At 41.3% G+C, this 19,748-nt stretch carries 16 protein-coding genes; 14 read left to right on the top strand and 2 right to left on the bottom strand.

Annotation, left to right across the window (positions count from 1 at the left end; genetic code table 11):
- Window positions 1-156: 156 nt before the first annotated feature.
- Window positions 157-1,659, top strand: a complete 1,503-nt coding sequence (locus tag EKQ44_RS09330; protein ID WP_237663257.1) for an extracellular solute-binding protein — start codon at window positions 157-159, stop codon at window positions 1,657-1,659.
- 69 nt (window positions 1,660-1,728) lie between these two features.
- Here EKQ44_RS09330 and EKQ44_RS09335 read toward each other — a convergent pair whose 3' ends face one another.
- The gene (locus EKQ44_RS09335; RefSeq protein WP_237663258.1) at window positions 1,729-2,628 is read right to left on the bottom strand and encodes a pectinesterase family protein; all 900 of its coding nucleotides are present in this window, start codon (window positions 2,626-2,628) and stop codon (window positions 1,729-1,731) included.
- Window positions 2,629-2,878: 250 nt separating this feature from the next.
- Here EKQ44_RS09335 and EKQ44_RS09340 point away from each other — a divergent pair, with 250 nt between their 5' ends.
- The 9 genes from EKQ44_RS09340 (at window position 2,879) to EKQ44_RS09380 (ending at window position 13,226) form a co-directional block, all read left to right on the top strand.
- Window positions 2,879-3,844 (top strand): ABC transporter permease, encoded by a 966-nt coding sequence (locus EKQ44_RS09340; protein ID WP_237663259.1) that lies wholly within the window; start codon window positions 2,879-2,881, stop codon window positions 3,842-3,844.
- Window positions 3,845-3,865: 21 nt separating this feature from the next.
- Window positions 3,866-4,741: a carbohydrate ABC transporter permease gene (locus tag EKQ44_RS09345; protein ID WP_237663260.1), complete on the top strand. Its 876-nt coding sequence runs from the start codon at window positions 3,866-3,868 to the stop codon at window positions 4,739-4,741.
- 33 nt (window positions 4,742-4,774) lie between these two features.
- Window positions 4,775-5,881 carry a hypothetical protein gene (locus EKQ44_RS09350; RefSeq protein ID WP_237663261.1) on the top strand — a complete coding sequence of 369 codons (1,107 nt, stop codon included), beginning with the start codon at window positions 4,775-4,777 and terminating at the stop codon, window positions 5,879-5,881.
- Between the two features lie 13 nt (window positions 5,882-5,894).
- Window positions 5,895-7,100: an MFS transporter gene (locus EKQ44_RS09355; RefSeq protein WP_237663262.1), complete on the top strand. Its 1,206-nt coding sequence runs from the start codon at window positions 5,895-5,897 to the stop codon at window positions 7,098-7,100.
- Window positions 7,101-7,117: 17 nt separating this feature from the next.
- The gene (locus EKQ44_RS09360) at window positions 7,118-7,426 is read left to right on the top strand and encodes a cupin domain-containing protein (protein ID WP_237663263.1); all 309 of its coding nucleotides are present in this window, start codon (window positions 7,118-7,120) and stop codon (window positions 7,424-7,426) included.
- An 87-nt stretch (window positions 7,427-7,513) separates the two neighbouring features.
- Window positions 7,514-9,043 (top strand): glycoside hydrolase family 28 protein, encoded by a 1,530-nt coding sequence (locus EKQ44_RS09365; protein ID WP_237663264.1) that lies wholly within the window; start codon window positions 7,514-7,516, stop codon window positions 9,041-9,043.
- A 17-nt stretch (window positions 9,044-9,060) separates the two neighbouring features.
- Entirely contained in the window at window positions 9,061-10,077 is a 1,017-nt protein-coding gene (locus EKQ44_RS09370; protein ID WP_237663265.1) for an alpha/beta hydrolase family protein, read from the top strand.
- Between the two features lie 16 nt (window positions 10,078-10,093).
- A complete protein-coding gene (locus EKQ44_RS09375) occupies window positions 10,094-11,674 on the top strand; it encodes a glycoside hydrolase family 43 protein (RefSeq protein ID WP_237663266.1) in 1,581 nt (526 codons plus the stop codon).
- Window positions 11,658-13,226: a glycoside hydrolase family 43 protein gene (locus EKQ44_RS09380; protein ID WP_237663267.1), complete on the top strand. Its 1,569-nt coding sequence runs from the start codon at window positions 11,658-11,660 to the stop codon at window positions 13,224-13,226. Before EKQ44_RS09375 ends, EKQ44_RS09380 begins: the two co-directional genes overlap by 17 nt.
- A gap of 303 nt (window positions 13,227-13,529) precedes the next feature.
- Here the strand turns inward: EKQ44_RS09380 and EKQ44_RS09385 are convergent, their stop codons facing one another.
- On the bottom strand, window positions 13,530-15,824 hold the full coding sequence (locus EKQ44_RS09385; RefSeq protein ID WP_237663268.1) for a helix-turn-helix domain-containing protein: 2,295 nt from the start codon (window positions 15,822-15,824) through the stop codon (window positions 13,530-13,532).
- A gap of 293 nt (window positions 15,825-16,117) precedes the next feature.
- Between EKQ44_RS09385 and EKQ44_RS09390 the strand changes: the two genes are divergently transcribed.
- From EKQ44_RS09390 to EKQ44_RS09405, 4 genes are read left to right on the top strand one after another with little or no spacing between them, the layout of a single operon-like run.
- Window positions 16,118-17,218 carry a glycoside hydrolase family 88/105 protein gene (locus EKQ44_RS09390; protein WP_237663269.1) on the top strand — a complete coding sequence of 367 codons (1,101 nt, stop codon included), beginning with the start codon at window positions 16,118-16,120 and terminating at the stop codon, window positions 17,216-17,218.
- Window positions 17,219-17,240: 22 nt separating this feature from the next.
- On the top strand, window positions 17,241-17,792 hold the full coding sequence (locus EKQ44_RS09395) for a hypothetical protein (RefSeq protein ID WP_237663270.1): 552 nt from the start codon (window positions 17,241-17,243) through the stop codon (window positions 17,790-17,792).
- Window positions 17,789-19,072 carry a Gfo/Idh/MocA family protein gene (locus EKQ44_RS09400; RefSeq protein WP_237663271.1) on the top strand — a complete coding sequence of 428 codons (1,284 nt, stop codon included), beginning with the start codon at window positions 17,789-17,791 and terminating at the stop codon, window positions 19,070-19,072. The genes EKQ44_RS09395 and EKQ44_RS09400 overlap by 4 nt, the downstream gene beginning before the upstream one ends.
- A gap of 13 nt (window positions 19,073-19,085) precedes the next feature.
- Window positions 19,086-19,739 carry a YesL family protein gene (locus EKQ44_RS09405; RefSeq protein WP_237663272.1) on the top strand — a complete coding sequence of 218 codons (654 nt, stop codon included), beginning with the start codon at window positions 19,086-19,088 and terminating at the stop codon, window positions 19,737-19,739.
- Window positions 19,740-19,748: the final 9 nt, after the last annotated feature.

Consider the following 19,748-nt stretch of genomic DNA (forward strand, 5'->3'; position numbering starts at 1 on the left):
GAACAGAGAGGGGGAGTCCATACTCCAATAAGTGAAAGCGCATTCTTCTAACTAATTAATTGAAATTTTCGCCAAAGAGAAACTAGATGTGTACAAAAGTGACTTTTTTAATCTATCATTAAAGTAGCCAGAATTTAACGTGGGGGGTATTCAAATATGAAAGCAACTAAAAAAACTTTCGCTCTTCTTCTTTTTTCATTGGTCCTAGTGTTTATAAGTGCTTGTAATAATGAAAGCGCTTCAAATACAGAGATTGACAGTGATAAACCATATTCCATATCTATCATGGCAAATCTTCATACACCAGAAGTACCACAGGATAAAATCAAAGATCTATTGGAAGAAAAGACAAACACAAAATTAGAGTTCCAATGGGTACCGGATAACAACTATGAGGAGAGATTAAATACTGCGTTTGCCACTGGATCTCTTCCACAAGCGGTATTTATGAAAAATCAGACAACCTTCAACCAGTTCAAGGATGCAATTCGAGATGATCAATTTTGGGAAATTGGACCATATCTTGATGAGTATGAAAACTTAAGTAAACTAAAGGATCAGATTATCGAAAATACAATGGTGGATGATAAGATATATTCCCTTTATCAAGGCAGACCACTCTCCCGCCAAGGTATTATCTATCGTAAAGACTGGGCGGACAACTTAGGCTTATCAGCTCCTACTACTACGGAAGAATTTTTTGAAATGGCCAAGCAATTCACAGAAAACGATCCAAACAAGAGTGGCAAAAAGGATACAATCGGTGTAACAGACCGCAGTGACTTAGTATATGGCGCATTTTATACAGTGGCATCATGGTTCGGAACGCCCAATGAATGGGGCGAAGGAGAAGATGGAAAGTTAAAACCAGCTTTCATGTTCCCAGAGTACATGCAGACTTTGGATTATTTCAAGGACCTGCATGAAAATGGCTATATGAACCAGGATTTCCCTGTAACAAGTAAGAATGATCAGCAAGCCTTATTCATCAATGGAACTGCTGGAATCTATGTAGGTTCAATGGGGGATGTACAGAGTCTCTATACGGACTTGGCGAAGGTACACCCTGATGCGGAACTTGCTGTTCACAACTATGTTGAAGGACCACATGGTGAATACGGTATTTGGAGTTTGCCGGGTTACGGAAATGTTGTTATGTTCCCGAAATCCTCCGTTAAAACGGAAGCGGAATTAAAAAGAATTCTAGCGTTTTTCAATGATTTAATGAGTCCTGAAGTCTCTAACTTGATTTTCTGGGGAATTGAAGGGGAGCATTATTCAGTGGTCGATGGAATGGGGCAACCAGCAGAGGATACGGCTAAGAATGACCGGGAAGTGAAACCATTCCAGGCTATTGAAATCGGGGAACCGGAAACAAACGGACGTTACGAAGGATACCATACGTATGAACCGAAAGCCAAGTCTGAGGAGTTATTTGTAGAGAATGAGAAGTACTTGATCGCGGATCCAACATTGACGCTTGACTCTGATGCATTCTTGGCAAATGGGGAAAGATTGAGAACCATCATCCAGGATGCGACCTATCAATATATTCTCCGCCAAATCGATAAGGATGGATTTGAAAAAGCGGTACAGAGATGGTTAGATCAAGGTGGTCAAACTATCATCGATGAATTTAACGAATCAGCTGGTAACTAAACAAAAGAAAGGACTGTCAGGAAGAGCTGACAGTCCTTTTTCCGTTGTTCTATAGAAAGATAGAGACACTTACCAGCTTGGGTAATCAGGAAACACACTTTCCACTGTTAAGGGTAAATCCTCTTTGTTTGATAGGTCAATTGCCCATTCAACCCGCTTATTGTCATCGGATTGGGAGCCTGACCCTGAACATTCATATTCTCCGTATCTGGCGGTTTCTTCATTGGCTTGGTCTCTCCAATTATCCCAGCCCTCTTTCTTAATATGTGGTCCCATGTAGGTATGGATGAAATACGTGTGGGCATAAGGACGCCAAGGTCTGCCAAGGTAAACACTATCCTCCTTGGCCGATCCGGTGATCTTGCATTCCAGGAACACATACCCGTACTTTTGGTCTTTTGGGGTGGAAGCGGCAGTTATGTATCCTCTGCGTAAACTATGTATTTCACATTGGAGGAATACGGCGGTAGCCGCACCAAAAATAAAGTCGATATCCCCTTCAATATAGCAATTTTGAAAAAGCTGACTTCCGTGGGAGGTATAAAGGGTATCTTGGTAGCCTGATAGCCTTACATTATAAAATTGATTTCGTCTGCCTGAAACATAGAGAGAGACAGCTTGTCCAACTACTTCGCCAAAACCAGCGGTATTTTTGATGGTTAGGTTCTCCAGTCGAATGTTGTCTGCAAAAATGGAAAAAACGGGTGTTCGGAACGTCCCCAATGGTTTGCCGGATGAGTCCTTCATCGTTGCCGAATCATTATAGGAAATGGTAGTTTTTCCTTCACCATCTCCTACAATCTTGATAAAAGGTTTGTTATCAGGAATGGTTACTTTCTCTACATAGATTCCTTCTTTTAGGAAAATGGTGACAGGCTGCAGGGGATGTACTCTTACATGATCGATGGCATCTTGTATCCTGGAGAAATCTCCAGTGCCGTCTTTAGTGACTACTATCTTTTGTCTCATGAGGTGACCTCCTTGGTAAGAATAGCTGACTACCAAAATTATAAAGTAATTTTCAGTATTTTCGAATAATCAATTTGTTAGGTATTAAGTATCAAACGCAAGTATTACGAGACTTTGCCATCCCAATGTACTGTATTGATTATAGACGTAATGTAAGCGCTTTTCTAAGATTTGAGTAATGAATGAATTTTTTCAATCCGCTTAGAAGGGTGAAAGGACTATATGAATAATAGGGGAGAGGTAGAGAGGAATGAAAACGGAAAACGATTTAGCATTAAATAGTAATCCTGTACCACCTAAGGTAGACAGACGAGCAGAATTAAAAAAGCAAATTTGGAAAAATAGAATGATATATTTGATGATTTTACCTGGGTTATTATATTTTTTCATCTATAAATATATCCCGATGTATGGATTGATTATCTCCTTTCAAGATTACAAACCGTACTTGGGGATCTTGGGGAGCCAGTGGGTTGGATTTGAACACTTCACCCGTCTGTTCTCTGATCCGGATTTTTGGAATATTTTCCGTAATACATTGATTTTATTTGCTTTAAATCTATTTATCTTCTTTCCCATTCCGATCATTATAGCTCTTATGTTGAATGAGGTGAGAATCGAACTTTTTAAACGGGGAGTCCAAACACTGATTTATATTCCTCATTTCATGTCATGGGTTGTCATTGTTTCCATCAGCTTTGTCATGCTGACGTTGGACGGCGGATTAGTGAATGGCATCATTGAATGGCTTGGTTTTAATAAGATTAATTTCCTTTTGAATCCTGATTGGTTCCGACCAATGTATATTCTCCAAGTCATATGGAGAGAAGCTGGCTGGGGGACAATCATTTTCCTTGCTGCCATCGCAGCGGTGAATCCTCAGCTGTATGAAGCGGCAAGAATCGATGGGGCAAGCCGTCTTCAAATGATGTGGCACATAACACTTCCTGCAATAAAAGGCGTCATCGTTGTATTGCTAATCTTGAAAATCGGGGATGTTTTGGAGTTAGGGTTTGAACATGTTTATTTGCTACTTAATGCTTCCAATCGTGAAGTCGGGGAGATTTTCGATACGTATGTGTATCGGGTGGGACTCCAACAGGGACAGTTCAGTTATAGTACTGCAATTGGATTCTTTAAAGGGATAGTCGGCCTGATTCTGGTGATCGTAGCTAACTGGTTAGCGAAGAAGGCAGGAGAAGAAGGCGTATATTAATGATCAATGGAGGCGTAAAAAATGGTGGATGATAAAACTTTAGGAGGTCGTCTCTTTAATTACACGAACCTCTTTCTACTTGGGCTCATAGCAATAATTACCGTATTACCATTTCTTCATGTTATCGCAGCATCCTTTGCCACCAATGCGGAGCTGGCAGAGAAAAAGTTTCTCCTGTTTCCAACGGTTTTCAGCTTGGATGCTTATCGATACATTTTCTCAACAGATACCATTTTCAAAGCGATGGGCGTTTCCATCGGTGTGACCATCCTTGGAACAGCTTGGAGTATGTTCTTTTCCATCCTAACGGCCTATGGGTTATCGAAAAAGGATCTGGTTGGTAGAAGATTTCTATTATTCTTTGTCGTATTTACGATGCTTTTTAACGGCGGGATGATTCCTACATTCCTCGTCGTTAAGTATACAGGTCTACTTGATACGTTAGCGGCTTTGGTCATTCCGGTGACATTGAATGCTTTTAACCTTATCATTTTAAAGAGCTTCTTCCAAAATATTCCTGATTCTTTAGAAGAAGCGGCAAGAATTGATGGATGTAGTGATTTTGGGACGTTATTCCGAATTGTCATTCCGTGCTCGATGCCAGCAATTGCAACCATTTCATTATTCTATGCTGTCACCTATTGGAATACGTATATGCATGCAATTCTGTATCTCAATGATGCATCAAAATGGCCGGTCCAGGTCCTGCTGCGTCAAATTGTCGTCCTGGCAACGGGGATTAACTACGATGGTTCAGAAATGATGGATGTGGCGCCACCTGAAATCACGGTGAAGATGGCAGTTATAGTGGTAGCGACCATTCCTGTTTTGCTAGTATATCCATTCCTACAGAAACATTTCACGAAGGGGGCCTTGCTTGGATCCGTTAAGGAGTAAGAAAATAAATTTTAAAAATGGGGAGTGTTTGAAATGACTACTAGCACAGGGGTTTGGGAGGGGCTCGAAAAGATAGATATCTTGTTTGAAGGTTTTTTTCCATGGTTGGCAGGACAGTATGACCCTGAAAAAGGAGGGTTCTATTATGCCAGGAGTTCCATTCCAAACAGACTTTATGAGCCGGATATTGAATCGACCTCCCAAGCATTGAATATTCTAATTCGAAACAATCTGCTGAAGGATATACCATCACAAATGGCAGATAAAATGATTGCTTTTTATCAACAAAAGCAGGATTCGGTGACAGGCTACTTCTTAGATGAGAATCCATCAATGAAAAAGGACGAAGTGATGGTGCACAGGGCATTAAGTTATTCATTGGGGGCATTGGGGAAGCTTGGCAGTAAACCACGCTATCCTCTCCCCCTGATGGCAAAAACGGCGCCTGATTATGTAAAGACACCAGAGAACTATTTGGAGAAATGGAAAAGCATTGATATGCGAAACAGCTGGCGCGGTTGCGATTTATTGGGATCTTCTTGTGTGTATATCGGCGAGATGAACGAAGCGGACAGGCGTCCTTTCTTGGAAGAGGCACAGAGATACCTTAAGAGTATTCAGGACCCAGTGACTGGCTTATGGGGGAAAGGCAGTTTATACGTGAGGATATCAGGCACATTCAAGTTACATGGCTTTTATAGCAGGTTCAATCTGCCGATGCCAAATACAGAAAAAATCTATCAAAGTTTGTTGACTTGCCTTCGTACCGAAGAAGCATATGATATGTGCTATATTCGGAATCCTATTAATCTTTTATCCTATATAAAGCAAGATATTCCACAGCGGGAACTGGAAGAAATCATCCGAATTACAGCTGAGAACATGAAAAAACTCAAAAGACCTGATGGGGGATTTTCCAGGGAGTCAGGAAGATCCCCTTCCGCCCCGAATGTGGCACAAGTGAAAGGTGAATATTACCCTGATATGCCTGAGGCCGTTCATTTGAGTGAGGGTTTGTTTGAAGGGGATATGAACGCAAGTACACAAGCAGTTTTAATAAGACAGCAATGCAATGAGTTGGCAGGGGAAAACTATGGACCGATTTATGGGTCTAGTAATTTTTATAAACTCTTAAAGTGAGAGAAGTGTTCAGATGATCTTGGATAGATTTAAAGTACCGAAGGAAAAAAGATTTTCAGAACAAGCGGTCATTACTCTGATGAACCAAAGCATCTTTCAATTTGGGAATGCATTATCGATGATATTCATCAATCTGTATCTTTGGCGGTTAACGAACAGCCTATTGATTAACGGCCTCTTTAACCTGACCGCCATCCTTTCACAAGGAGTTATGACCATATTCCTCGGGAAAGTGGCGAAAAGGCGCGACAGGTTGACCATGTATCGATATGGTATTTTCTTAACCGCATTTTTCTATTTGTGTATTGTGGTAACCCAGGAATGGATGGTCGATTATTTCTACTTATTTGCCCTCTTGAAAGGGATATCCCAAGCAGCCTATTGGATTGGTTATTTCACCCTTGTTTATGATGTTTCCAATAATGAAAATAGACATCGTTATTTGGGTTGGAACCAAATTTCCATGAGTGGTGCGAATCTTTTAGGCCCTGCCATGGCGGGCTTCATCATTAGTTTATATACAGAGTTGACTGGCTATATCATGGTCTTTTCCTTTGCCTTTATCATGTTTCTAGTTGCTGCGATGGGAAGTCTAAGGATGAAAAAAGAAACCACTCATCATAAAGCCTATTACATGAAATTTCTCCCACTATTATTGACAAAGAAGCCGGGTTTTGGACTTGTGCTTCTAGGGTGGTTCATCATTGGATTCCCGCAAGGCGTGCTGATGTATATCCCACATATACTTTTGTATGATATTTTTCCTGATGAAAGTTTCGTAGGCTATATGAACATGTTGTTTTTGATGCTTTCCATACTTGCAAGCTATGTCATTTCGCGCTTTGCGAGACTTAATGCGACAAAGACTTATCTGTTTGTAGCTGCTTTTGGGATGACCTTCTCCACGGTTTTTCTATTATGGGATATTTCCATCTGGACTGTTGTCCTGTTCATGTCCATAGGATCAATCTTTAAGCCATTACAGGCAAATACATATGCCGCACATTATTATAGATGGCTGGACCATCTGCCATTGAAAGAAAACTTCCGAGTGGAATCGGTGGTGTTGAGAGAATCCATTATAAATATTGGTCGAGGATTGGGCATTGTCATATTCATGATTTTCTCTGCAGAAATCAATCCAACAACCATTCCTTGGGTCATAGTATCTCTCATGGCAGTGCAGCTATTGATACCATGGATGGCAAAAGAATCTTAATAAAAGGAGTGAGGAAGATGGTTGGAACATGGGAAAACGTAGATTTTGGGGTAAAAAGAAAAATTTATCCGCCGGGCAAAACGCTGATGATGATGGAGGTTCACTTTGAAACAGGGGCAATCGGAGCGGAGCACAGTCATCCGCACGAGCAATTCACCTATTGTCTTAAGGGAAAGCTGGAATTTAATTTAGGCGGAGAGAAAGTGCTTCTTCAACAAGGGGAATCGCTTTTCATTCCAGGGAATGTTGTACATGGGGTGAAAGCATTGGAAGCCAGTGCTTTATTAGATACATTCACTCCCTTGCGTGAAGATTTATTGGTTTGAATGGAAGGAAGAGGCATGTTTTTCACCTTGTTGACAGGTAAAACGGCCTCTTTTATTTAGATTTCTATTAATTAGGAGGGATGATAAGTGGTTGTATATGATATTACCACCTATGGAGCAAAAGGAGATAACCAGACTGATAACACAAAAGCAATAGCTAAAGCCATAACAGATTGTGCAGGGAATGGGGGAGGTACGGTATTTATTCCCGCGGGTGACTATCTGACAGGTCCCTTCGTGATGAAAAGCAATATTACTCTTTATCTTGATGCAGGCTCAACAGTAATTTTCAGAGATGATTTCGATGTTTATCCAAGCATCAAGACAAGATGGTCTGGATATGAGTGCTATGGTTTTTCTCCGCTGATCTTTGGGAGATCCTTGAAGAATGTGAGTATTAAAGGGCATGGTGTAATAGATGGCCAAGGTAAAGCTTGGTGGGAAATAAACAAACGTCTTAAAGAAGGAGAAACGGTTAGCACCTCTGTAACGAAGGAAATTCGTCGGTATAACGAGGCTATGCTTGAACCCCTCTCTACCAATTTAGTAGAGTGGGATTCTCAATTCCTTCGGCCGCCGCTTCTTCAGCTTATGGATTGTGAACACGTCACCATAGAAGGTGTCACCCTTCAAAATTCCCCCTTTTGGAATACCCATCTTGTCTACTGCCGGGATGTTCAAGTCAGGGGAGTAACATTTAAGAATCCTTCTGATACTCCAAACGGAGATGGATTTGATATTGATTCTTGTTCCAATGTGAGGGTATCTGACTGTCATTTTGATGTCGGGGATGATTGCCTTTGCTTGAAGTCTGGAATCAATGAAGACGGGAGAAGGGTAGGAAGGCCGACGGAAAATGTCACAGTATCCAATTGTACGATGCTCCGTGGTCATGGAGGAGTGGTGATGGGAAGTGAAAACTCCGGTGGGATCCGTAATGTAACAGTTTCCAATTGTATTTTTATCGGGACTGACAGGGGGATACGAATCAAAACGAATCGCGCACGAGGTGCTTATATTGAAAATATTCTTGTAAACAACATTTATATGGAGGATGTTTTTTGTCCGTTTTCAATCAACTCCTTCTATCGCTATGGGGTGGATGAGAATGATCCAACCATGAATTCATTGGAAGCAATTCCAGTCAGTGAGAAAACACCAAAGGTGAAACATATCAGATTAAGTAATGTTACAGCGAAGAAATGTCGGGCGGCAGCGGGATTCGTTCATGGACTGCCAGAAATGCCTGTTCAGGATATCTCTTTATCTAATGTTCACATTGAGATGACGAACGATGCAAATGAGGCAGGTGGAGAGCCTGATATGGTAAAAGAAGTCATCATCATGGCCGGAGAAGGGCTGTATGGAAAATTCATCGATGGAATGGAGTTGAATCAGGTTCGAATTGAAACAAGACAAGGGCCAGCTTTATATTTAGAAGAATCATCAGATGTGGAAATCCAAAACCTACAGATGAAAAACCTGCATGAGAATACACCAGTCGTCATGATGAAAAATGCACTGGATATCTATATATCAGGCAGGCAATACGAAAAATTAATGGATAGCTATGCCGAACACACAAACAGTCAAATAAATGCTGCTCAAGTACGATGAAGGGAGGAAGAAGTTCTATGTGGAATCCAGATGGCTTCCTTCAAGCTTTGTACGAAGAAAGGCTTCAAGATCATACCCATGATTTTGATGTCGGATGGCAATCAAAGAAAATAAAGCAATTTCAGCTACTATTGGGAGATTTCCCACCATTCGCACCGGACATGAAACCAACTACAATAGAAGTCCGTGAAAACGAAGAATACACAAGGCTTCACCTTCAGATCACAACCTATCCACACTTGAAAATGCCATTTTACCTCCTCATTCCAAAGAGAGGGATAGATTCTAAAAGTAAACGTCCCGTTGTTATGGCCATACATGGTCATGGTTATGGAAGCAAGGAAGCTATCGGGTTGGATCCAGCTGGAATAGAGAGAAGCGAACCTGGCATTCATAATAATTTTGCAGTGGAGCTGGTTAAGAAAGGGGTACTGGTGGCAGTACCGGAACTCATTGGATTTGGGGATAGACGGATGATGAAAGATCAGCAATATGAACCCACAGAAAGAAACTCATGCTTTCAACTTGCAAGTAGTTTATTGATGATGGGGAAAACATTGGCAGGGCTAAGAATCAATGAATGTAGAAGACTATTAGACTATCTACTCACAAGGGAGGATATCGATGGCGAGCAGATAGGTATCATGGGCCTTTCAGGTGGAGGTCTTGTAGGTGCTTATACAGCTGTTCTGGATGAACGGATCAAGGCAACAGTTGTCAGTGGTTATGCCAATACGTTTAAAGGAAGCATCATGGATAGGAATCATTGTCTTGATAATTATATTCCGAACATTTTGGAGGTTGCAGAGATGCCGGACCTTCTGGGACTTATGGTACCAAGACCACTATTCATTGAGTCTGGAAAAGAAGATAAGGTCTTCCCAATCAAGCATGCAAAGGAAGCATACAGCAGAATCAAAGAAATCTATCGGGCATTTGATGCCCATGCAGCATTAGAGGTTGAATTTTTCGATGGTGGCCATGAGATAAATGGGAAAAAGTCCTATGATTGGCTAATCCGACAATTAACGTAAAAAGGACGTGTAGCTAGTGGGAAAAAAACTGCAAGATGCAAATAAGGTAGAAGGGGTATGGAATCCAGATTTAGGAAATGGTACTTATCAGAATCCAATCATCCATGCGGATTACTCAGATCCCGATGTAATTAGAGTAGGAGAAGACTTCTTTATGGTTGCCTCAAGCTTCAATATGTCCCCATGTCTGCCCGTTTTGCATTCGAAGGATCTTATAAACTGGGAAATTATTAACCATGTTAGTAGAACGTTCCCCTATCCGCGTTATGAGATGCCTCAGCACGGAGATGGCGTTTGGGCACCAAGCATACGATATCACGATGGATATTACTGGGTTTTCTTTGGTGCTCCAGATGAAGGGATTTTCATGAGTAAAACAAAAGATCCGTTCGGTGAATGGACTCCATTTCATCTTGTGAAGCAAGTAAAAGGCTGGATTGACCCTTGCCCATTTTGGGATGAAGATGGCAATGCCTATTTGGTCCATGCATTTGCTAAGAGCAGGATTGGTTTTAAAAGCATGTTGCAGATCATAAAAATGAAAGCTGATGGGACTAAATTGATAGGGGAGGGAGCGATAGTGTTTGATGGCAGCATCAACCATCCAACCATTGAAGGGCCAAAAATGCATAAGCGGAATGGCTATTACTATATATTCGCCCCAGCAGGTGGAGTTGCCACTGGCTGGCAAACTGTCCTTCGCTCTAAAGATATTTTCGGACCATATGAAGATAAGATAGTACTTGCCCAGGGAGATACGGATATAAATGGTCCACATCAGGGCGCATGGGTAGAGCTGGAGAACAACGAGTCATGGTTCATCCACTTTCAGGATAAAGAAGCATACGGACGGATTGCACATCTACAGCCAATGGGTTGGAAGGACGATTGGCCATGGATGGGGAATGATCCCCACTCTAAAGGTGTAGGGGAGCCAGTGAAAAGATGGAAAAAACCTTCCGTAGGTAAGTCGAACTCCCCCCGGGTGCCACAAACAAGTGATGAGTTCAATAAGGTAGAGCTAGGTCTGCAATGGCAATGGAAAGCAAACTGGAGGGATGAATGGTTTTCCTTGAAGGCAAGGCAGGGATGGCTCCGACTATATCCTGCTAAAAAGGAGACATTCATTCATCATCAACCAAATGTCCTTACTCAAAAGCTCCCTGCAGAAACGTTTAGTGTCACGATCAAGTTTGACTTCCGTGCTGCCTCTCATGGGGAAGCATTTGGATTCTTGCTTTGCGGGAAAAAATACGAGGGGTTATTGCTGACAAAAAAGCACGAAGGCTACAGCTTATCTTCTTTGACAAATGAAAAGCAGGAAGATGGGATTCTACTAAAAGAGGGATCAGGGTATTTTAGAATAGAAGTAAAGGGTAGAGCTGTTTGTCGCTTTGCCTTTTCTATTGACGGCAATGATTTCAGTTGGATAAAAAGTGAAGTGAAAGCCTTACCAGGAAGATGGGTTGGTGCACAGATTGGCATGTACTGTGTAAGCGAAAAGGATGGCGATGGATATGTAGACATCGACTGGATTAGATTTGAACCCTTGCATTACACAAAGAGGGAGGAAATACTCAATGAAAAAACTATTTGATAATCCCATTTTGCCTGGGTTTTATCCAGATCCCTCTATTTGCAGGGTGGGGGAGGACTATTATTTAGTGACATCCACTTTTGAATACTTTCCGGGCATCCCGATTTTTCATAGTAAGGATTTGGTGAATTGGCAGCAGATTGGACACGTACTTGACAGGGAATCTCAGTTGGATTTGGACAGGATTCCAGCATCAAAAGGCATCTATGCAGCCACCATTCGTTATCATGAAGGGCTCTTTTATGTGATTACTACCTTTGTAGTAAGTAAGACAGGTGCAAGAAGGAATTTCTTCGTCACGGCTTCAAATCCTAAAGGGCCATGGTCTGATCCTTATTGGTTGGAAGGTGCACCGGGAATCGATCCTTCATTGTTTTTTGATGATGATGGAAAAGCCTACTACACTGGAAATCGCGTTCCTCCATCCGGACAAAACTATGCTAAGCACATGGAAATTTGGATGCAGGAATTAGACTTAGACACCAAGCAATTGATTGGTCCCACCTTCAGCCTCTGGGACGGTGCATTGAAAAATGCCCACGCCCAGGAGGCCCCTCATTTATATAAAATAAATGGTTTCTATTATTTAATCATTGCAGAAGGTGGGACTGGATTCACGCATTCGGTGACGATTGCAAGAAGCGAAAACCTTACTGGTCCCTATGAGAGTTGTAAAATGAATCCGATCCTTACCCATCGCCACTTGGGGCGCGATCATGCTATCACTAGTATCGGACATGCAGATATCGTGGAAACACAAAACGGTGAATGGTGGATGGTTTGTCTTGGTACTAGACCATATGGAGGGGGATATCGAAACCTTGGAAGAGAAACCTTCCTTGTCCCATTCACCTGGGAATCAGGATGGCCGGTGGTAAATCCCGGTAAGGGGCTGGTGGAAGAAAAGATGCGATTCCCGGATTTAAAGGAGCATTCCTTTCCCGCTATACCAGATAAAGATCACTTTCAGGATATTATGCTTGCTATGCAGTGGAATTTTATACGCACCCCCCGAAATGAATTTTGGTCCCTGAAGGAACGAAAGAGCCATCTTAGGTTAAAGCTTAAGCCCGAGAAAATAACGGAGGAAGTAAACCCTTCCTTTGTCGGCAGGAGACAGCAGCATAAGAGCTTTGAAGCTTCCATCCTTATGGATTTCACACCTGAAAAGGAGAAGGAAGTGGCAGGATTGGTCCTTCTTCAAAGCCATGACTTTCAGCTGCGTGTAGAAAAAAGCTTAACCTGTGATAAAGGGGAAATCGTGCGGCTAATAGAAAGAAAGGAAGGCATGGATAGAACCGTTGTGGAACAGCCGATAAAAAGAAGGGTTCTACTATTGAAAGTAGAGGCAATGGATCAGGAATATAGCTTCTATTATCGTGAAGAGGATGAGGAATGGCAGGAATTAGCTTTAAGTCTGAATGGAAGAATCTTAAGTACTGATATGGCTGGAGGGTTTGTGGGGGCTTATATCGGGATGTATGCGAGCAGCAATGGAGTGGAAAGTGACAACCATGTGGACTTTGATTGGTTTGAATACATCGGGAAGTAAGGGGATTTGAAAAAATCGGGCAAAAACGCCCGGCCCCCTCATGCCAAATATGGGTTAAGTACTGTTTGGAGAACGAAGAAAATGCTCGGATTGTCTAGGAGCCGTTGCTATTTACTCTTCCGCAGCTTAAAGCTATTTCCTTTTATCGGTAGTTTTATTCCTTTTGTTGAATGTGATCCACATGTTGATTGGAGTGGAAAGCGCTAGACTCCGTTGGAGCAAGGGATGGAAAAGACCCTCGCTTCCAGGAGGCTTACGGACCGCCCCCCGGATATGCGAAGCACCTAAAAGATTTTTTCCTATTTATTGGGCTCTTTTTAGATCACGATACTTCCCGGGTGTAGTGCCTTCCACTTTTTTGAATGAGCGTATGAAGTTTTGTGAATTTGTGTATTTTAGTTTTTCAGAGATTTCCCTGACGGACATATTTGTTTCCTCGAGCCACTGTTTTGCAGTTGTAAGACGGTAAAGGGATAAATATTCACTAAAGGACATATTCGTCTCCTTCCTGAAGATACTGCTTAAATAGTTGGGATTATAATGGAGCCTGGTCGCGATGGACTCCAGCGTAATGTCTGAATCGAATTCCTGTTGAACGATATGGATGATTTTATCCGAGAGGTTTTTATATTGTGAATTGGTCCTCTCTTCCACGTTGTCAATTAAGGGATAAATGATCATATCCTTAAACCAGTTCTCGATTTCCTGTAAGGTTTTCAATTCATATATTTGATCGAACATGGACACCTTGTACTCTTTTTTCAATACATCGATTCCAAGTGTTTGCATTAATTCAAGAAGATTGTTAAGGAAGCGGACGATGGAAATGTGATATTGGGTATGATTCAGATTTTTTTCCAAGATGACCCTCAACAATTGATTCAGTTCCTCATCGACTTTTTCTTTGTCACATATTTTGATTGCATCAAACACCACATTTTCCAGTTGTTTTGGATAGTAGGTATGAAACGCTGTTCCACGCTCCAAGTTTTCAAAGAATATGATAGCTTCATTCTCAAATTTAATCCTATATTTTAGGGCTTCTATCCCCTCTTTATAAGCGATATTGGTCTTGATGATAGATTCATAAGGTAAGCTGATGCCGATGCTGATCGGCAGGTTTAGTTCCTCTTTGACTTTTACTTGTATTTCTTGTGCAACTTCGTTTACGTAGTGCGTATACTCTTCATCCGTTTTATGGTTGGTCATCATCACTGTGACCTGCGTTTGATTCATGACAATAGGAGTCAGCCTGTTTTGGTTAGGTATCATGTCTTCTATCATAGTATTGATCGCAAATAACAATAGGTCTTCCTCTTTTACATTGAACATGGACTCATCCAACGAGTCGATTTGAACGGTGAACACACAGAGTCGATTCCAATCATTGTTATAACCGTAAGATATCATTTTAGAGTGAACTTCGTGTTCACTTACTTTCGCTTGTAGTAGCTTTACCATAAAGAACTGTTTCAATTGGGTAACTTGTCCCTGTAGTTTGCTTTCAAGCTGATCATTTTGATCCAGCATATCGTGGATGCGCTGTTCGATTAGCTCAAATTCATTTTTATGCTTTGCTCCGGTAGGAACTTTGCCGCTAGAAGATACGATTTCCTGCAATCGGTGGACTGGTTTGTATATTCTCCGTGACCCGATCAGAGATACTATCAGAGATAGAGAAAGGAGAATACAGCATGCAATTAAGGTGAACCACCCGATGGAACTGGATTGTTGGTTTAGATCGCTGATACTTATCAATGAAACATAGGTCCAATTGTTATAATCAGACTTTCTATAGGTTATTTTGTAAACGGTTCCATTTATATCGATATTAAATTGTCCAGATTTCTCTTCTGTTGCTTTCAATTCATTTAAATAGCCTAATTCAGAAAAGTCATCCGAAATTTTATTAAAACTGCTATGCCCTACAACCTGATATTTGTCGTCCAATACTATAGTAGTTTCTGTTTCAGGCTTTTGGCCCATAATCTCATTGAAGGTGCATGCAGGTATTCTTGCTACTGCTAGTCCCGTTTTATTGGAGCTTGTAAAAGGAAGGTGTTTTACTAGATTGATGTTATAGCTGCATGAGCTTCTGCTATTTGTAAAGACGTTCTGATTATTCTCCTCTAATACCCAGGCGGCCCCTTGTGGATTCGCTATATAGGTTTGGTGAATCTTTTCACTCTCCTCAAGTGTCAATCTTTGCAGTCCTTGATTGTTGATTGCCCATTTCTCTTGCAAGCTTACAAGTATGATATCTTCAACACCGGTTTCTTTTGTTTGTAGACTGCTTAATTCCTGTTTGGCTTGATTATAAAGTTGAAATTGATAGGGAGTCAGCGGCTCTCTTAATATTTGATTGAGGTGATTGGTTGAAACAAAGTAAGTCAGAGAATGATCGACTGTCTTTAAAACCTGTTCTATGTTTGTTTGAACCTGAAAAATACTTTGTTGCTTTTCTTGTGCAACATTTTCCTGAATGACTTCTGAGGACCTCAGGTAAGAAAATAACCCGACAATAATTACTGGTATCGTAGCCAATAAAAGGGTAAAGGTTATTATTTTGTAGTAATAATTTTTTGACGTGCTAGACATAACAATCCCCCATTAATAATCTGAAAATTTAATAATTATAAACTATTATAAGCTATTTACTCTATAAATCTACATAATCATTTTCTAACATCGGGTTCATTATGCCATATTATTTCATAGAAACCGCATGATATCGCTGTTTTATAACATTATCATTTTATGATTGTATCGGTAATGAAGAAAAAAAGATAAATTAAAATTAATAAAAGGCAGAAATATCAAAATATAAACGCCTTGCATTTTTTACACCGGCAAAAATGATATCGCTTACAAAAAGAGGAGGAGAATGAATCATGTCTGAGGTCATTAAAGTCAAAACACCTTTATATTATGCAGAAAGAATAAGCAAAACGCTGATGAATCGTTATGCTGCACCAGAACTACCGCCCGCTTATCGCTGGCATTATCACCAAGGAGTCTTTCTATGTGGGATGCAACGCATTTGGGAGCACACTGGAGAGGAACAGTATTATGAGTATGTAAAATCATATGTCGATCATCTAATAGATGAATATGGGAACTTCTACTTTGCCCGGGATGAATTAGATTCCATTCAAGCAGGACTTCTCCTATTCTCCATTTATCAACGCACCGGAGAAAAAAAATATGAATTGGCAGCAAAAAAACTTCGAGATCTTTACCCTACTTTGAATGTGACGAGTGAGGGAGGATTTTGGCATAAAGATAAATATCCTTATCAGATGTGGTTGGATGGCTTGTACATGGGAGGTCCATATGCTCTGACCTATGCCCGGACATTCGGAGAGCCAGGGCTTGTAGATATGGTCCTTCACCAAGAAGAGCTGATGCGAAAATATACAAAGGATGATAAAACCGGGCTCTATTATCATGGATGGGATGAAAAGGGTGTACAGTCATGGGTGAATAAAGAAAATTATTGTGCACCTGAATTCTGGGGCCGGGCGCTTGGGTGGTATGGCCTTGCTGTCATTGACATGATAGACCTTTTGCCGGACGGACATGCAAAGCGTGACGAATGGATCCGCGTCGTTCAAGACTATGTGAAAGCAGTCTCTACCTATCAGGATCAAAACAGCGGATTATGGTATCAGATAGTGGATAAAGGGCACTTGGAGGATAACTGGCTGGAAACATCGTGCTCAAGCCTATTCGTCTATACCATTGCCAAAGCTGTTACAAAAGGATATGTAGGCAAGGAATATGCAGAAATCGCCAAAAAAGGATTCGAAGGAATAATCGTGCACAAATTGGAAGTAACGGAGAGCGAAGAAGTGGTATTAAAAGACATTTGTATCGGAACTTCCATTGGAACGTACGACTATTATGTGAATCGCGAATGTAGCCAAAACGATTTACATGGTGCAGGCTCCTTTATCTTCGCCTGTATGGAAATGGAGAGGCTGATCGGATAAACAAATTGTTGGGGGGAGAGCAATGAATATCATGGAGAATAAGCCTTTCTTATTCAAGGGGCTACTGGCAGCAATCCTTCTCCTTATGCTTTCAGCTTGTCAGGGGAAGGATGATGGATTTCAAATCTTGGTTTATACAGATCTCCCTCAAGATGCTGTTTTGACTGGAAAAAATAAGTTGATTGATGGCAATTTCGTTGATCAGGAGGTTCAACTCCAATTATATCCGGGAATGCTGGAAAGGCTCATGGTGGATATCGTCAGTCATACGGGGGATATCCTGATTATAGAAAAAGAAATGCTTCCTTCCATTCTAGACCCGATCGGTCTTGAGGCACTTGATGTGGTAGTGGACGAGGATGGGGAGGAGATCGAAAGCGAGCTGTGGGCAGAGGATGAAGATGGAATGGAACGTATTTATGCTATCCCCATTCCAATGGAGCATCCAATTTTTAACGGGGTGCCGTTCCAGAATGAGTTGGTGGCAGTCATCCCCAAATATGGTGATGATCGAGAAAAAGCTTTCACCATACTCCGTCAATTTATAGTGGATACAAGTCTGGTGCAACCATGAAAAGATATGCTGTTTGCGGAATCAGTAATCGTGCATTGAACATGTATATAAAACCTTTGCTATCAACTTTTTCATCCACGAATAAAATCGTTGGACTCCTTGATAGCGATCCATTGCGTTTTGAAGTGTGTAGGAAACAGTTTCCGGAACTGGTTAATCATTCTTGCTATGAACCAAGCGCCTTCCGTCAGATGGTGGAGGAAACAAAACCCGATGCAATCCTTGTTGCTGGCAGAGATGATACCCACATTAATTATATTGACCTTGGTCTTCAACATGATCTAGAAGTCATAACAGAAAAGCCGATGGTAACAACCTTGGATGATGCAAAGCGAGTTTTAGCTGCGGAACGAAACAGCAAAGGGAAAGTGATTGTCACCTTTAACTATCGCTACAGCCCCATACACAGGAAAATCAAGGAGTTGATTTTAGAGGGAAAGTTGGGGAGGGTGACGTCCATTGACTTGAACTGGACCATCGATACCTACCATGGAGCTAGCTATTTTAAAAGATGGAACCGGAAAAGGGAATTTTCAGGTGGACTATCCATTCATAAATCATCTCATCACTTTGATCTTGTGAATTGGTGGCTTGACCAAGTACCAGTTCAAGTCTTTGCATACGGTACCCTTCATTATTATGGAAAGGAAGGGGAGTATAATCCATCTAAGGTCGATGGGAGAAACTGCCTTACCTGTCCAGAAAAACATAACTGTGCGTATTATTCTCGCTGGAATTCTAGAAGCAGGAACAACGAGGTGAAAGATGATCACCTTCAGCAAAACATAGAGTCACATAAGCTTTATACAGACTACCGACCAGATGCTTGCATCTTTGACTCAGAAATAAATATAGAAGATACGTATACTGCGATGGTGAAGTATAACCAAGGAGGCTTGCTCAGTTATTCTGTTAACTTTTCGGCACCATATGAAGGATATAAGTTAGCGGTCAATGGCACAAAAGGAAGGCTCGAAACAACTGAGTTCCATGAACCAAACCGCATTCCTTTCCCAATACCAGCGCAGCAGACGATCGACTATTATCCCCTTTTCGGTTCAAAAGAAATCATTCATGTCGTACATACTGATGGCGGGCATGGAGGAGGAGATCCTTTGCTACTGGAAGACATATTTTTAGGTCCGGATCCGTCCAGACCTTATGCAATCCTGGCCGGGGCAGAGGCTGGAGCCTATTCCATCGCCGTAGGAGAAGGAGTGTGGCGGTCTTCTCTAGAAAACAAGCCAATCGATATTAGTGGAATTTGTTATAAAAAGTAGGAAAGGGTGAGCAATGGTGGATATGGGTGGCCTTTGGGGAGGATTTTATTCAATTAGTCAAGTCATAGCCAGGTTGGCATACATCAATATGTTATGGATTGGGTTTACATTGCTTGGGGGTATCGTATTCGGGATCATGCCTGCAACCATCACGGTCTTTGCAATCATCAGAAAATGGAGGCAAGGGGAAAAGGATCTGCCTATTGTAAAGACATTTTGGCGTTTTTATAAAAGGGAGTTTGTGAAAGCGAATCTCCTTGGTTTGGTACTTGCGATTTTTGCATATCTTCTTTATTTGAATCTATCCCTACTTCAAGGAGGAGCGGTACTTTTCCTAATCCTTAGATATATTTTGCTTTTCAGCTGCATTTTGTTCTTTATGATGGCCCTGATGATCTTCCAATTATATGTGAATTATAACCTATCATTCTTGCAATATTTCAAATCTGCACTGTTGATAGGGTTGACCTATCCGCATTTCTTATTGCTGATGGTGGTGGGAATGATCATCTTGCAATATGTATTCATGCTTATTCCTGGAATCATTCCGTTTTTCAGTGTCAGCTTATTGGCTTATATGATGACAGTAGTTGCGGATATCATTTTCAACAAAATAGATAGGAAGGATACATCAAAGGAAAAACACAATGAAGTAGTTCCAACTTAAGTAAAGGGA

The sequence above is a fragment of the Sutcliffiella horikoshii genome (assembly GCF_021991925.1).
Classification (GTDB): Bacteria; Bacillota; Bacilli; order Bacillales; family Bacillaceae_I; genus Sutcliffiella_A; species Sutcliffiella_A horikoshii_F.

Coding starts and splice junctions, on each gene's coding strand:
- EKQ44_RS09340 (WP_237663259.1), top strand. CDS start 2,879: ATGAAAACGGAAAACGATTTAGCATTAAATAGTAATCCTGTACCACCT.
- EKQ44_RS09350 (WP_237663261.1), top strand. CDS start 4,775: ATGACTACTAGCACAGGGGTTTGGGAGGGGCTCGAAAAGATAGATATC.
- EKQ44_RS09395 (WP_237663270.1), top strand. CDS start 17,241: ATGAATATCATGGAGAATAAGCCTTTCTTATTCAAGGGGCTACTGGCA.
- EKQ44_RS09370 (WP_237663265.1), top strand. CDS start 9,061: ATGTGGAATCCAGATGGCTTCCTTCAAGCTTTGTACGAAGAAAGGCTT.
- EKQ44_RS09385 (WP_237663268.1), bottom strand. CDS start 15,824: ATGTCTAGCACGTCAAAAAATTATTACTACAAAATAATAACCTTTACC.
- EKQ44_RS09390 (WP_237663269.1), top strand. CDS start 16,118: ATGTCTGAGGTCATTAAAGTCAAAACACCTTTATATTATGCAGAAAGA.
- EKQ44_RS09400 (WP_237663271.1), top strand. CDS start 17,789: ATGAAAAGATATGCTGTTTGCGGAATCAGTAATCGTGCATTGAACATG.
- EKQ44_RS09335 (WP_237663258.1), bottom strand. CDS start 2,628: ATGAGACAAAAGATAGTAGTCACTAAAGACGGCACTGGAGATTTCTCC.
- EKQ44_RS09330 (WP_237663257.1), top strand. CDS start 157: ATGAAAGCAACTAAAAAAACTTTCGCTCTTCTTCTTTTTTCATTGGTC.
- EKQ44_RS09380 (WP_237663267.1), top strand. CDS start 11,658: ATGAAAAAACTATTTGATAATCCCATTTTGCCTGGGTTTTATCCAGAT.
- EKQ44_RS09355 (WP_237663262.1), top strand. CDS start 5,895: ATGATCTTGGATAGATTTAAAGTACCGAAGGAAAAAAGATTTTCAGAA.
- EKQ44_RS09405 (WP_237663272.1), top strand. CDS start 19,086: ATGGTGGATATGGGTGGCCTTTGGGGAGGATTTTATTCAATTAGTCAA.
- EKQ44_RS09360 (WP_237663263.1), top strand. CDS start 7,118: ATGGTTGGAACATGGGAAAACGTAGATTTTGGGGTAAAAAGAAAAATT.
- EKQ44_RS09345 (WP_237663260.1), top strand. CDS start 3,866: ATGGTGGATGATAAAACTTTAGGAGGTCGTCTCTTTAATTACACGAAC.